At 48.9% G+C, this 14,331-nt stretch carries 11 protein-coding genes and 1 other annotated feature (1 of these 12 only partly in view); of the genes, 2 read left to right on the forward strand and 9 right to left on the reverse strand.

Translation table 11 applies throughout. The features are described 5' to 3' along the window. Positions 1-41: 41 nt before the first annotated feature. From ABXS70_RS12895 to ABXS70_RS12920, 6 genes are all read right to left on the reverse strand, one after another. On the reverse strand, positions 42-2,174 hold the full coding sequence (locus ABXS70_RS12895; RefSeq protein ID WP_366296202.1) for a heparinase II/III family protein: 2,133 nt from the start codon (positions 2,172-2,174) through the stop codon (positions 42-44). A gap of 18 nt (positions 2,175-2,192) precedes the next feature. After that, entirely contained in the window at positions 2,193-2,975 is a 783-nt protein-coding gene (locus tag ABXS70_RS12900; protein WP_342555861.1) for a carbohydrate ABC transporter permease, read from the reverse strand. A gap of 162 nt (positions 2,976-3,137) precedes the next feature. After that, the gene (locus tag ABXS70_RS12905; protein ID WP_342555860.1) at positions 3,138-4,037 is read right to left on the reverse strand and encodes a sugar ABC transporter permease; all 900 of its coding nucleotides are present in this window, start codon (positions 4,035-4,037) and stop codon (positions 3,138-3,140) included. Between the two features lie 93 nt (positions 4,038-4,130). Beyond that, positions 4,131-5,513 (reverse strand): extracellular solute-binding protein, encoded by a 1,383-nt coding sequence (locus tag ABXS70_RS12910; RefSeq protein ID WP_342555859.1) that lies wholly within the window; start codon positions 5,511-5,513, stop codon positions 4,131-4,133. A 123-nt stretch (positions 5,514-5,636) separates the two neighbouring features. Beyond that, complete coding sequence (locus ABXS70_RS12915) at positions 5,637-7,268, reverse strand: response regulator (protein WP_342555858.1); 1,632 nt, start codon at positions 7,266-7,268, stop codon at positions 5,637-5,639. Continuing rightward, a complete protein-coding gene (locus ABXS70_RS12920; RefSeq protein WP_366296205.1) occupies positions 7,231-9,033 on the reverse strand; it encodes a sensor histidine kinase in 1,803 nt (600 codons plus the stop codon). The genes ABXS70_RS12915 and ABXS70_RS12920 overlap by 38 nt, the downstream gene beginning before the upstream one ends. Before the next feature lie 544 nt (positions 9,034-9,577). Between ABXS70_RS12920 and ABXS70_RS12925 the strand changes: the two genes are divergently transcribed. Continuing rightward, positions 9,578-9,769 carry a transposase gene (locus ABXS70_RS12925; RefSeq protein WP_342556321.1) on the forward strand — a complete coding sequence of 64 codons (192 nt, stop codon included), beginning with the start codon at positions 9,578-9,580 and terminating at the stop codon, positions 9,767-9,769. A gap of 211 nt (positions 9,770-9,980) precedes the next feature. Here ABXS70_RS12925 and ABXS70_RS12930 read toward each other — a convergent pair whose 3' ends face one another. Further along, positions 9,981-10,736 (reverse strand): SDR family NAD(P)-dependent oxidoreductase, encoded by a 756-nt coding sequence (locus ABXS70_RS12930; RefSeq protein WP_342555856.1) that lies wholly within the window; start codon positions 10,734-10,736, stop codon positions 9,981-9,983. A gap of 378 nt (positions 10,737-11,114) precedes the next feature. Next, positions 11,115-11,585: a DUF6376 family protein gene (locus ABXS70_RS12935; protein ID WP_342555855.1), complete on the reverse strand. Its 471-nt coding sequence runs from the start codon at positions 11,583-11,585 to the stop codon at positions 11,115-11,117. Positions 11,586-11,726: 141 nt separating this feature from the next. Here ABXS70_RS12935 and ABXS70_RS12940 point away from each other — a divergent pair, with 141 nt between their 5' ends. Further along, positions 11,727-12,695, forward strand: a complete 969-nt coding sequence (locus tag ABXS70_RS12940; protein ID WP_366296208.1) for a bile acid:sodium symporter family protein — start codon at positions 11,727-11,729, stop codon at positions 12,693-12,695. Positions 12,696-12,875: 180 nt separating this feature from the next. Here the strand turns inward: ABXS70_RS12940 and asd are convergent, their stop codons facing one another. Beyond that, positions 12,876-13,961 (reverse strand): aspartate-semialdehyde dehydrogenase, encoded by a 1,086-nt coding sequence (asd, locus tag ABXS70_RS12945; protein ID WP_342555853.1) that lies wholly within the window; start codon positions 13,959-13,961, stop codon positions 12,876-12,878. Between the two features lie 189 nt (positions 13,962-14,150). Then, positions 14,151-14,331, reverse strand: a binding site (T-box leader); it runs 180 nt beyond the window's last position.

Below are 14,331 nucleotides of genomic sequence, written 5' to 3' on the forward strand. Positions count from 1 at the left end.
TCTTATAAGTCTGGAAATCAAGTAATGCATATCCTATTATCCTAATTCGTTAGCTCAACAACCGCTGCCTGGTCAGACCACAGCAGTCTCCATACCTGTTTCTTGCCCCTCGTGCCTAATCGAATCAGAAATTCTCCTGCGCCGCAGTCAGTTACCTCAAAGGACAACCTTTTCATCGTCCTTAAGCCCTCGTTTTCGGAAGATAGATTTAATTCGTCCTCCGTATGATATCTGAAAGCGCTCACAAATACGACCTCTCGAGCACCTCCGCTCTGCACCCGCTGGCAGAGCGTCTGGCGGCTGCCGCTCATTGGAATATCGGGCGTCCGGGCCAGAAATGGTTCGATCACCTCTGAGCACCAACTCGCCTGGAGCAGCTCTCCGTCTCCCACCTTCCAGCGATACGACGCTTCCGAATAGCGATCCCCGTGCTGCATATCATCCATCCATTCGGTTGACAATGCACAGAGCCTGCCAGGCCAGGATCGCCACTGCGCTCCGGACTCCTCCAGAGTCCCGCTGATATGGTACAGCAGGTCTATGTCCCGGCTTGCGGAAACGCTGACTTTCACAATATCCAGCAAGGTCTCTTCCGTGAGGATATTGATCCGCCGAATACAGGTGCCACGGTATGCGCCGGCATCCCATGTGCACATTTCTTTGGGAAGCAAGATGAAGTCCTTCATTCGGTAAGATACGGGTTCACCGATCCAACTAACCCGGCTCTCGATGAGGCTCCCCCAGGATTCCCGGAGGTATTGAACCCATTCTCCGTCAGCCGGAGGCTGATCCTGACCGTTCAACGCAACCGTATTATGCGCGTAAGTGTGTTTGAACCAGCCGTAGTGGGCAGGCACCCCGTAAGCCGTCGTTCCCGGATCAACAAACATCGGCACCCGGCCTGTGCCGAACGAGAGGCCAAGACGGTCCATATGGTCATGTTCCCCGCCGAACGTGCTGTGCTTGACCAGTACATGCCATCCTCTGCGGTTGACCAGTTTCGTCAACCCACTGGCTGCCGATGACCTGTCGGATACAAGCATTTGCGTCAGATCTCTCCCTCCCTTCGTTCTTATCAGCGACTGGCCGAACGCCAGTGCTTCGAACGAATCACGCCGGGTTTGGGCAAATGAAAGCCCAAGTGTCGTTTCATAACCATAGGCAAGCCGCAGTAGTTCGGCGTAACGCTCTGATCCATACCAGGCATATGCCACCTCGTAATAAGGAGCGAGATCCGCCAATTTTTTGTCAAAGCTGGCATCGTTGATATTGGGCAGTGTGCCGTCTGGGAGCAGATACCCCAGCGGAAAATCGAACAAACGCTTCATTGCAGGGTGCTTACACAGATCCCACTGGGTGCCTTCGACCAGAATGGCGTATTTCAGCAGCGAGTCGAAGGCGTAATAATGGTAGTGGAAATTCCCCTCATACCAAAGGCCGTCCTCCAGCACGCCGTAAGCCAATTGATCATATAAGCCAAAAGGATCGTACAAACTGCTGTTCAGAAGCACTTCATCTCCAAGCAGAAATCCCACAATGCCTATGGCCGAGGTAATCAGAATAGCATGATTGTGAATTTGCCGCTCCCTGTACATGGTGAGAAATTCGACGCATGGCCGCAGCAGTCTCTCCCGGATGGACTCACGATCTTCAGGCTCTAGCCTGTTATGAACGAAAGCATAGGCGTAGCTCAGATCGATGATCCAATGGGCCTCATCCAGTGTCTGTGCGAACAGCTTGCCCGGACCATTATAGGGGATGTTTCCGTGAATCTCGTAGCCCGTATAGTACCGGGCATACCGCAGCAGAACCTCCCTGACCTGGCTGAATGCGTCATCCTCTCCATGAATCAGACTGTGTAGTGCCACATCCCGCATCATCCTCCCGATCTTGGCATTCGCCAGCGTGACCCATGCACCATCATAAGGTTCGCCCTGCCATACTGTGCCGCAGGCCAGGCACTTATGGGCATCGGGAAGAGACCAATCAAAGCCAAGCTTCGTCCCGTCAAGGGGACAGTAGTAATAATGAGACCATTGCCCCCGTTCCCCAGCACTTATTTCATAACCGATCAGCCCTGCCTCCTTGACTCGTGCTCCAAGCTGTTCCATCGCGTCCCGGAAGGCGGGGTCCGCTGCGCTCTTGAGAAGCTGATTCAGCCGAATATGGTTCATCGTATTCTCCATCGGCCTCTAGCCCTTAATCGAGCCGGCCGTCATCTGCATGAACGACTTGTTTGCCACCACGTAAGCAACCAGCATAGGCAGCATAGACAGGACGGCCCCCGCCATCATGTAGTGGGTCTGGGAAGCTGCGGATATTCCGTAACGCAGGCTGGCCAGGCCGACAGTGAGCACTTGAAGATTCGGCTGGCTCATCGTGAAGACGAGCGGTAGGATATACTCGTTCCAGGCATGCCGGAAGGTGAACAACCCGGCTACCCCAAGACCCGGAGCCAGCAGAGGTAGGACAATCCGCGAATAGATCCACAGCCGGGAACAGCCGTCAATCATGGCCGCTTCATCCAATTCTCTCGGGATACCCCGCATGAAGCTGACCAGTATAAAGTAGGTTGAAGCGTGCCCGCTGACAAGGATGATGATTACTGCCCACAGCGACGTTTGTAAATTCAGGCCCACCATGAGCTCAAATTGCGGACGCAGTACCACGGCGCCGATGGAAATGAACATCGTGGAGGCTTGCAGGCCCACGTAGAACTTTTTGCCGATAAAATCCATTCGGTCAACCGCATAGGCCGAAAGCGATGCGACAAGAAGTGTGCCAATTGTTGCGAAGACCGAAACGAACACACTGTTCCAGGTATATCTGGAGAAGTTCGCCAGCTTCCAAACATCCGCATAGTTTGAGGGATGCCACGCCTTCGGCAGAAATGTCGCGCCAGCGGTTAATTCGGCATTCGATTTAAACGATCCAAGAAAGGCAATCACAATCGGAAACAGAATCAATACCGCCATGATTACCAGGAACCCCCATAATGCGACTTGGGCCAGTATCGAGACCAGGGAACGGGAAGTTACGGCAGACGTTTCCGATTGTCGAAGCTTTATGGTTTTAGTAGTCATTTGTATACCTCCAATTACACCGCGCACTGTTATAGTAGCTAGCAGCCAAATACATTAATGGACTCGATTCAAGCTTTTCGATAACCTGAAGTAAAACAGAGTTACTGCACCGACGATTAGAGCCGTTGTGAATCCTACCGCACTTCCGTAACCAAGCTGTTGCTCCACAGAATTGCTCGACGTAGAGATCGGGAAAAAGAGCTTGTAGACATACATGAACATAACCTCAGTTTTTCCGATCGGGCCACCTTCAGTAAGTACCATAATACTCTCATAGCCCTTCAAGGAGTTGATAATGGCAAGCATAATGACCATCTGAAGCACTGGACCCAGCATCGGAATCGTCATATAGATGAACTTCTGCCAAGCATTTGCACCATCCAGCGAAGCACTCTCATATATGTCATCCGGGATGCTCTGCAATCCGGCGATTAACAGCAGCATATAGTTGCCTATCGCGCCCCAGGCCGCAATCAGGATCACGGTCAGCATGGCTTTATCGACGCCGAGCCAATCGATATTCCGTTCCACAATTCCGAAACGTACGAGTAATTGATTAAGCACACCGTTGTACGAGTTGAAAACAGTAAAAAATACGACTGACATAACCGAAGCACTTATGATGGTTGGCAGAAAATAAACCGACCTCAAAAAGCCTTTACCTCGAATCCCCCGGTTCAAAATAACCGCCAGGATTAGCGCAAGCGGCAGCGTAATTACCAGTTTGCCGCCCGCATAGACGAATGTATTGACAACTGAGTTCCAATACGCTTCGTCCGACAACAGCCGGACGAAGTTATCGAGCCCGACGAAACGCTCCGTACCGTAACCTTTGTAATCGTAAAACATATATCGCATAGCCCAGACGATCGGATACACGCTAAATATCAACGTAAGCACCAGACTGGGCAGCGAGAACCAGAAACCCGGGAGCTTCTGCTGCAGCTTTCTCACAGGCTTTGCCTCCTAACACGATTCATTTTCGCCATGGCGTTAGCTTTGAACAAATTGGAGCCGCCTGCTTTCCCCCGACCGGCCCCGCATCAATTATTGAGCGAAAGCGCCACCAAGTTTCGCCGGATCAAAGTCCGGATCAGCTTCAATCTTCACGTCCCCAGTCTCGATCGCTTTATCTAGCGCCGCATTGTAGCGCTTATTCAAAGATTCGACGTCCTTGTCCAGATCGCCGCCCTGGAGCATGTACTTAAAGAATGTTTCCTGATAGCCAGATCCCTCTACATTTACCGTTGGCTTGATGGGCCATACGCCGTCATTCTTGTTAGGCAAGAAGCCTTCAATACCTTTGAGATCCGGCTGCTTCGCCTTGTCGATAATGCTGGACACCATCGAGATGCCATAGCCCTGTTCATGATAGTCCTGCAGGATCTGATCTCCGTACATATAATTGATAAATTTCCAGGCAGCGTCTTTTTTGTCGGAAGCCGCGCTAATCGCCAGCCACTGTCCGCCCAGGAAGCCCGAGGCCCCTTTCACTGTGCCGTCGATCGTCGGAGCAGGTGCCGCAGCCCAATCGATCTTGGCAGGGAATTGTGTCTTGTAAACGCCCGGTTCGGAAGAGTAGGATAGATACATGCCGATCTTGCCTTCCGCGAATTGTGCACGCAGCGGGTCAATATCCAGTGCTTCCATTCCCGGGATAGTGCTTCCGTCGTCGTACATCTGCTTGAAAGCCTTGGCGATTTCCTTAAAGCCGGCGAAATCGTAGCGGGCTGTCTTGAAGTCGAAACCGAAGCCGCCGAAGCCGCTCATTTCTGCGATCACTCTCGCCGAACGATCCCAGGCACTGTTTGGACTCTTAAAAGGCAGCGCAAAACCATATGCACCAATATCCTTCCCGGCTTCCGTCAGCAGCTTTGCGTCTTCTACCATCTCCGCGAGCGATGTCGGCGGGTTCTGAATACCCGCCTTTTCAAAGAGATCCTTGTTATAGATAAGGCGCATCGTATTTCCGTAGTTTGGAAGACTGTACATTTTGCCGTCAAATTGATTCAAGTCGGCCATGGCCATAAACTCCTGTTTCTGTTCTTCCGTCAAATACTTGTCGATCGGGGCCATGTAGCCTTTTTTGTAGTACATCTGAATCGTGCCTTCTTTGACCCGGAATACATCGGGAGCCTGATTAGCCGTAAAGGATAAATCGAGCGCTTGCGCGTAATCATCCGCTTTCACCACATACTCAACTTCGATATTGTCCTTATTGGTGGCATTGAATTCATCGATCTTTTGCTTGATATAATCCGAGTCATGACGATCAACTGTCCAATACGAAATCTTCGTCTTCTCCTCGGACCCAGCTCCCGCACTCTGAGATGGCTGATCTGAACTCGCCCCATTGGAAGCGCTGCTGCTGCAGGCGGTAAGGCCAACCAATAATACCAACCCCAGGAACATTGCCATACTTTTCTTCATATGAGATAACCTCCTCTTATTCTTGCGCCCCTATGTGATTTCTAGGTGTCTGCTATTATTGTAAATAAATAAAGGGACGCTCAACATGGGGCAAAACAAAGATAAAGGGCAGAAATTCGCCCTTTATCTCTGTCCCATGTAAACATCCCTAAATTCGGAGGGGGTCTGCCCCGTCACTCGTTTGAACACGTCGCTGAAGTAACGCCTATGCTCATAGCCAAGCGACAGCGCAATTTCCTGCACTTGATAATTCTCGATCAGCAGCAGCTTGGCCCGCTCAATCCGCTCATTCGTCACAAATTGGTTGAAGGTTAGACCTGTATGCTTTTTGAACTGACTGGCAAAGTAGCCCCCGCTCAGACTCACCTGTCTGGCGCAATACTCGACCGTAAGGTCCAGATGCAGATGGGCCCGGATATACTCCGTCGACCGATAGATCAGCCTCTCGGTATCGCTCGTCCGCTCCCGTTCGATCCAGTCGCAGCCTGCGCTGCACATGTCCTTAAGCAGCTGTTGAAAATACTTAATGGTTAACTCTCCCTGGCCGTCCCGGCCTCGAATCGCCTGATGGAATGGCTGCATGACTGTTTGCGGTACCCACTCGTACAGGGCACGCAGAACAACAAACGCCAGTTCAAAATACAAGCTTCTGAGGTACATGGGACCCGGCAGCGGGTGGATCCGGTGCATATCGTTAAAGATGTGCTCCAGCACACTCAAAGACTGCTCTATGTTTCCCGAGCGCAATGCAAGGAGCAGCTTCTGCTCCAGTTCTACCGCGTATCGCGGATAAACCTCCCCCTGCTGTGGGGTATTCAGATCATCAAAGACCGTGTTTCCCTCCTCATGAATATGACTAGCAAGCGCTCTCATCGCCGACTTGTATGACTCAGGAAGCTCATGAAGCTCGCTAACAGCCTTCCCGATACCAATCGAAATTGAGAACTTGGTGCCGGACGCGATGTTGGCACAGCATTCCTCGGCAAGCTGCCTTAGCTCCATCAGCTCCGCACAGCGTATAATACCTGCATAGCAGTTCGGGCCATCTCGGCAGACAAGTCCTTGATTTCCCTGGCCGATGGTATCCATGAGAATCTGCTGCAACGTATATCGGGAAACTTCGATATCATGGTGAGGCTGCGACAGGTACTGGAAGCTATCGCTCTCGATGAGGAAAACGGTGAGCAGTTCCGGCTTGTCTCCCGCCTGCATTTCCTCCCAATACCGCTTGGCATCCTCCGGCTTAGTCTCATGTCTGAGCAGTCTGCCCATATATTCCTGACGGAGCAGCGGTAGGCTCTCATCCACCTTGCGTTCCATACACTGAATCTGCAGCTTCCGTTCAATTTCTCGCTCAAGCAACGCCTTGGCGTCGAGCACAGCCTTCGTAATATCCTGAATGGAGAAAGGCTTCTTCACGAAGTCGAACGCCCCAAGCCGAATAGCCTGTTTGGCATATTCAAAGTCCGTATAAGCGCTCAGAATGATAATCTTGCAATGCGGGTGAATCTCCAGAATCCTGCGCGTCATCTCCAAGCCATCCATTTTGGGCATCCGGATATCGGTAATGATAATATCCGGACGTGTCTGTTCGATGAGCCTGATGCCTTCGTCCCCATTTTTCGCAGTACCTGTGACCTTAATGCTGTAACGATCCCATGGAATCTTTGCGGCGATCACCTCTACGGTACTTGGGATGTCATCAATCACACACAGCTCATACAGCGCGGGTACCGTCCGGTCCAATGTAGCCATCAGTCATCTCCTCCTTGTGCATCGAGATCATTAATTCCACTCTGCAGCCCTGGCCCTGCTTGCTGACGAATTGAACGGATGCAACCTGTCCATAATACAGCCGAAGCCTGTCCTTGATGTTGCGTAATGCGTACCCTTTATGAGACATCGGCGGCTCCGGCAGCAATGGCCTCTGTCTCTCCGAATCCATACCGACCCCATTGTCCTCTACCGCGATGCGCAGCATATCTCTATCACTAGAATGACCTAACTCGATCAGAATGAATCCACCCTCCTCGATATCCCGGAAGCCGTGCAGAATCGTGTTCTCCACTAACGGCTGCAGCGTCAGCTTCGGGATGGAGTACGACAGGATTGTCTCATCCTCCACATCAATCCGGAATTCAAAGCGTCCCTCGTAGCATTGTTGCTGCAGCATCAGATAGTAGCGGACATGAGACAATTCATCCTCTATCCGTACAATATCCCGGCCCTGGCTGAGTCCAAGCTGGAACATCGAGGACAACGCCAGAATCATCTCATTCACATCATCGTTATTTCCAAGAATCGACTTGCAGTAGATCGTATTTAGCGTATTGTACAGGAAATGCGGCTCCATCTGGGCTGACAAGGCCTTGATCTCTGCCCTACGCTTCTCCTCTTCGCGATCCTTGACTTCCTTGATCAGCTTTTTAATCTCGTCCAGCATGAAATTGAACCGCATGCCGACCTGCGACACCTCATCCTTGTATTTACTGTGAAACCTTACATTCAGATCGTTGTTCTCTACCCGTGCCATCAGCTTCTGCAGACGGCCGAGCGGACGCAACAGGAGCTTGGTGATTACATTTGAAGTTAAAAGAACGAGAAACATAGAACCAAGGATGAGGAAAAGCGTCGTCCACTTGATCCATTCAACCTGTTTTAGCACCTCCCGCTTCGATTGCATATCGTACAACAGCCAATTCTTGCCCATCTCAAGCCGGGCGTAATTGACCAAATATTCATCACGGTTCAACTCGCTGACGAAGTTCCCCTTCTTGTCAGCAGTGAATTGGGTAAGAAAATCCGAGGAATTCCCTGTAGAACCCGAGGTATATGAAGCGCTTCCAAATACCGAATTGCCCCTGTCATCAATTAAGGAGAATCCTGTAGGGCGGCTAATCTCGCTGACAATTAAATTCAGCAAATCCTTCACCTTGATATTGACCACGATGTACACGTTATCCAGCGGTGAAGAGCCGGAACCATCCAGCACCAAAGAAATGACCTGATCATTACCGTAAAATAAACGATCTTCATGTCCTGTAACCCAGATATCGCGATTGCTCGCCTGGATCTGCCTGTATATATCAGATTCATAAAAAGAGTATTCGCTATGCCGCATGTAATTAGTGGGATAAAAATCGCCGATTGGCGTAACCAGGAGGATCGACTGAATAAAGTTGTCATTGAACTTGAGTTGTGCCAAAATCGGCTGGAGGGCAGTAAGACGGGCATAGTAGCGTCTTGAATCATTGGAAGATACATCTCGAAGGATGGCTTGATAGGCATCGCTCATCTTTAGCGACAAGATCGACAGGACGATCTTCTTCAGTTTCTCGTCAAGAACCTGAGCCGACTTGTTGATCGTATCCTGGCGCAGCTGAAGCGCATTCTGTTCAACAACCCGGGAGGAAATAGTATACGAAATCCATCCGGTCGCGGCAATAGCCATAGTCATAAGTGTTACGAAAGAGTACCATATCCGTTGCTTGAAGGATAACCGATGAAGCAACCTGTTCATATCCCATTCCCCCGTATTTGATTTCTGATGTCGCTATGAACGAGCCAGCTTGTTACGAATTATAGCATTATTATAGTTGACATAAAAAAACCTGTATAGAACGAAATATTCAAGCGTCAGACCCGTGAAGTATATTAAAGAGACCGGTCAGTCGGTGGGGGTAGGTTGAGTTAAAACTTACCCTATTAAATCCATTAATCCCCCCCATTCATCGCCCCGCAAATCGGGCTGCAGGCCCGGTCTTCAATTGATACATCTTTGAATGCTGACTTGGCATGCACTCCCTCAGCTCGTCCTGTAACATTAAAACCGAAAAAACAATTAACACACCAGCATCAACTAAGTTCTGACGATATAATTATCTATAAGAGTGAGGGGTTGAGTTGTTGAATTATAGATGTGCGACGACTACTGAATACATAATCACCGTCTACAACTTTTTCATATGACGGATCGTCAAACGAAAGCGGAAGTTCCTCTACTCACTAACAGATAAAAAAGTTGACGAAAAAAGTTCTTCCGTCCAACTTGCAGCCAGTGCCCACTGAAAGCCACATGCACCAAGGCAAAAGGCGACCGGGAGATTGCGATCAGCCTGACCTGCATGCGGCAAAAAAAGGAGATGAGGGAACACCAGTGCAGTGAGGAAGGATATATGCTTTCCGTTCGGCGCATGATCGAGCCTGAAATCGTGTTTGGACAGATCAAAAAAATCGGGGATTTCGAAGATTCCTGATTCGTGGCTTGCAAAAAGTAAGCCTGGAGGTCGGGTGGCTTTGTCTTGCCCACAATCCGCTCAAAAAAGCAACAATGGCAGAAAAACGTAAACGGGACCAAGCAGGATAAACCTCTGCTTGGTCCCGTTTGGACGGATCGGTGTTAATTCTCTGCACCTATGTTCGTTTTTAAAGGCTTTTGAGACAGCCCCTTTTTATATTTTGACGCATTTATTTTGTTTTGAAGCTGAGAAAACCATCATCAACCGCCACCGTTGTGCCATTCATTGCGCTCGCAGCATCACTGAACAAAAACGTAACTACACTTGCCACTTTTTCCGGCTGGATCAACTCTCCGCGCATATGTTGAGTGGCCAATGCATCCTTCATGGCTTTGTCATTCCCCAGAATCGGAGTTTCAATGAAGCCAGGCGCAACCCCGAGAACACGAATGCCGTGCTCAGCCAATTCGAGTGCACCCGATTTGGACATCATCACTACTGCTGCTTTCGCCGCATTGTAGTTGAAGCTGCCGACAGCTGCCACGCTTCCATAGATCGAAGCTGTATTAACAATCGTGCCTTGCACGTTTAATTCAACCATTTTCTTCGCACCGTAATACATGCCGTAGTATACGCTATGTTGATCCACATCAATAACCTTGTGATAGGATTCCGGGTCCATTTCCAGAAACGGCTTTACAAGACCGATACCGGCATTGTTGAAAATACCGCTGAATGTTCCATATTTTTCGACAGTCCAGTCAATCAAAGCTTTAATCTCATCCCCTTTGGACACATCGACTTTATAAGCTCCGGCTTTGCCACCCGCTGCTTCAATCTCAGTCGCAACCTGGTTGGCTCCCTCTTCGTTAAAATCCGCGACAACGATCGCTGCTCCCTGTGCGGACAGCTGCAGTGCTGTTTCTTTTCCGATTCCGCTTGCTCCACCTGTGATAACAATGACTTTTCCCGCATGCTCGGACATAACGCAGATCTCCTTCGCTGAATATATTTGGTGCTAGGTAAATAAAAGTTAGTTACTATAATTTAAATACAACATAATCATACTAATCTGGTACTCTTTTGTCAAACCGGTGGGATTAGCAGATGTCTGCATGAAATGTTATTGAATCGTTACAGCAGCCTGCCATCCATTTGAGGAGTAAACTATTGAATGAATGAACGTAACAATTCAATTAAATGCGTGTAACGCACGATATGTAGTTTTTCTTATTTAGGATTAAATATGCAAAAAGACGAGCAGTCTTGTCAAAGAGTACCCGTCTTATGAATCCCTTGCTTTTTAATTCTTCAATTCTTCTCAAGGAAACGGAAGGCTGCACTTATTATATAAATTAAACGATTATTCCTGCTGCAAACCACTCAGCGGGTCCTTCAAACTGTTGATGTTGTTGATCAATTCAGGAATTCCGGTTTGCTCCCAATTCTCTGCAGTAATGCCCTGCTCAGCAATCGTTGTCTCGAATTGATTAACGACCTCTGTCAGCTGGTTGTTATAACCAACCAGATTCTCATGGATATTTTCTCCGATCGCAGGTGCACTCATCTCGGAAAACGCTGCAGCTTCCGCCTGAATCTGATCGATTTTCTCTTGAATCTGACCCGTCAGATCCGGGTTATTGACTGCGTCCGCTGCGAGCTGCTGCAGCTCGTTTCCAGCACTCGATACTTGTTCGATATAATCCGTCGCACCGCTTACGTAATTCAAACTTTGATTCGCCTGCTCTACAATAGAACAAGCCGACAACAGCAGCAGACTGGATGCCATCATTACTGGCAGCATAATCTTGTGAGTTCTTTTTCGCCTGGGCATGATCATCTCCCTTTCTTCATTCAGAATAATGATTCATTATTTTATGATACTTGTTCATAAAGCGAGATTGCAAATCAGCCTGCATGCCCGCGCATTACGATGTATAATAGGAGAATCACACAATAAGGGGATGTCACCATTATGCTTCAGGCCTTAAATCAACGCTTGAACCGCATTATGCCACTGATCACCCCCGTCAGTATTATCATTGGTGTTTTATGCGGCAGTTTTTTATCATCTTACACGTACTTGTCGCCTTGGCTATTTGCCTTCATGACTTTTGCGGGCAGTATTAGTCTGAGCGTACGAGACTTTGTTAATGTCTTAAAAAAGCCTTTTCCGCTGTTTGTTTGCCTTCTGATCTTACATTTGGCAATGCCTCTTATTGCGCTGGGCATGGGTCATCTCGTGTTTCCAACCGATTCTTATACCATCACAGGACTTGTTCTCGCTGCGGTGATTCCAACAGGCATTAGCAGTTTTATATGGGTAAGTATCTACCGGGGGAATATTGCGCTTACGCTTTCCATTATTTTAATCGATACCTTGCTGGCTCCTTTTGTTGTGCCAGGCGTGTTATCCCTGCTTGTTGGCACAAGCGTCACACTCGATACGGTAGCTATGATGAGCAGTCTGTTCTGGATGATTGTTTTCCCTTCTCTGCTGGGTATGCTCCTTAATGAATGGACTAAAGGCGGCATCGTGCCTGTATGGGGGCCTCGGCTTAATCCCTTGTCCAAACTGTTTATGGCTTCGGTTGTTGCCATTAATGGTTCAGTTGTCGCCCCTTATCTAGCCGATTTCAATTGGCGACTGGCTGGGCTGGCGGTCATTATTGTATTTCTGGCCTCCTTCGGCTACGCACTCAGTTATTTCATTGCAAAATGGCTAGGCTGGAATGAAGCCGATCAGGTGGCTCTTGTCTTTAACGGGGGCATGCGTAACATTAGCGCAGGTGCCGTTCTTGCGGTTACCTATTTTCCACCGCCTGTTGCGGTTCCGGTTGTCCTAGGTATGGTATTTCAGCAAATGCTCGCGTCCCTCTCAGGGTACTTGCTCGGCAAGCGTTCACAGCTCCTGCGTAATTCAGATAAAACATCGGCAGCATGACAACTGGGTGCAGATTTCCGAGCAGCTTGGCCACTTCCTGATCATCCAAGTTCATAAACAAACTCCCGCCCGTATCCAGTGCAGCCAACCCACTAACAGGCAAAAAACGCCGACAAAATGTCGGCGTTTCTCATGCTGATGCTTCACTGCAGCTGTAATATACGTTTAAATTTATTTCGGTTATTTCGGTTGAATGTACCCTTCGGCTTTGAGCAGTTCGGCAATCAGGACAGCTCCACCTGCTGCTCCGCGCAGTGTATTGTGGGACAGTCCCACGAATTTGTAGTCATACAGGGTGTCTTCACGCAAACGACCAGTGGATACGCCCATGCCGCGCTCGATATCACGATCCAGCTTCGTCTGTGGTCTGTTCTCTTCTTCAAAGTACGTAATAAACTGTTTCGGAGCACTAGGCAGCGCCAGCTCCTGCGGACGGCCTTTGAACTGCAGCCAGCGTTCAAGAATTTCATCTTTGCTCGGTTTTTTCTCAAAATTCACAAATACCGTTGCCAGATGTCCATCCGTAACCGGTACACGGATACATTGCGTCGTAATGAGTGGTGCGGATGCTTTAACGATCTGGTTGTTCTCTACACTCCCCCAGATGCGAAGCGGTTCCTGCTCACTTTTTTCTTCCTCTCCGCCAATGTACGGGATAACGTTATCGAGCATCTCTGGCCAGTCCGTGAAGTTTTTACCTGCTCCAGAGATCGCTTGATATGTTGAGGCAACAACCTGTGTCGGGTTAAACTCACGCAGAGCATGCAGTGCTGGCACATAACTCTGAATGGAGCAGTTTGGTTTGACAGCGATGAATCCTGTCGCTGTACCCAGACGTTTTCTCTGAGCTTCGATGACAGCCAAGTGACCCGGATTAATCTCAGGCACTACCATCGGCACGTCAGCGGTCCAGCGGTGAGCGGAGTTGTTCGATACGACAGGTGTACCCGTTTTGGCGTAAGCCTCTTCAAGTGCCTGAATTTCATTCTTTTTCATATCTACAGCACAGAAAATAAAATCAACCTGACTCGCAAAAGCTTCAACCTGAGATGCATCCTGCACTACAATGTTTTTCACCGGCTCAGGAATCGGAACTGCCAGCTTCCATCGTCCCTGCACGGATTCTTCGTACGTTTTGCCTGCCGAATTGGCACTTGCTGAAATTGCTGTTACTTCAAACCAAGGATGCTGATCCAGCAGGTCTACAAAGCGCTGACCCACCATTCCTGTTCCTCCGACAATACCGACTTTTAATTTTGCTGACATGGAATCATCATTTCCTTTCGATTTAAGTTAGATCATCTGTTTTGTGTCTTGGTTCTGTCTTTGTTTTGTCATCGTACATGGGATTCTGGAAGCTTACATTCCCCTTATCATTCACACTATTCAAGCTGTTTCAAAGCGTGTAAGTCACAGCTCTGAAAAAACCAAAAAATCCCATCCCCAAGACATTGTCTCAGGGACGAGATTGAACACTCGTGGTACCACCCAGATTCGCAAATATGTCACCATATTCACCTCTTCGAGTATGTGAAGGATGACCAAGCTGTCTTGTATAAGTTGAGATCATTATCATTTACACGAGTACTCCGTGGTTGTGTAAAATAAAAGTTCAACTAATCGAGATGCTGTCTTC

It is taken from the genome of Paenibacillus sp. AN1007, assembly GCF_040702995.1.
Classification (GTDB): domain Bacteria; phylum Bacillota; class Bacilli; order Paenibacillales; family Paenibacillaceae; genus Paenibacillus.

Bases quoted from the DNA above. Each gene is read 5' to 3' on its own strand.
- ABXS70_RS12895 (WP_366296202.1), bottom strand. From the start codon at position 2,174: ATGAACCATATTCGGCTGAATCAGCTTCTCAAGAGCGCAGCGGACCCC.
- ABXS70_RS12900 (WP_342555861.1), bottom strand. From the start codon at position 2,975: ATGGCGGTATTGATTCTGTTTCCGATTGTGATTGCCTTTCTTGGATCG.
- ABXS70_RS12910 (WP_342555859.1), bottom strand. From the start codon at position 5,513: ATGAAGAAAAGTATGGCAATGTTCCTGGGGTTGGTATTATTGGTTGGC.
- ABXS70_RS12915 (WP_342555858.1), bottom strand. From the start codon at position 7,268: ATGGCTACATTGGACCGGACGGTACCCGCGCTGTATGAGCTGTGTGTG.
- ABXS70_RS12920 (WP_366296205.1), bottom strand. From the start codon at position 9,033: ATGAACAGGTTGCTTCATCGGTTATCCTTCAAGCAACGGATATGGTAC.
- ABXS70_RS12930 (WP_342555856.1), bottom strand. From the start codon at position 10,736: ATGTCCGAGCATGCGGGAAAAGTCATTGTTATCACAGGTGGAGCAAGC.
- ABXS70_RS12935 (WP_342555855.1), bottom strand. From the start codon at position 11,585: ATGCCCAGGCGAAAAAGAACTCACAAGATTATGCTGCCAGTAATGATG.
- ABXS70_RS12940 (WP_366296208.1), top strand. From the start codon at position 11,727: ATGCTTCAGGCCTTAAATCAACGCTTGAACCGCATTATGCCACTGATC.
- asd (WP_342555853.1), bottom strand. From the start codon at position 13,961: ATGTCAGCAAAATTAAAAGTCGGTATTGTCGGAGGAACAGGAATGGTG.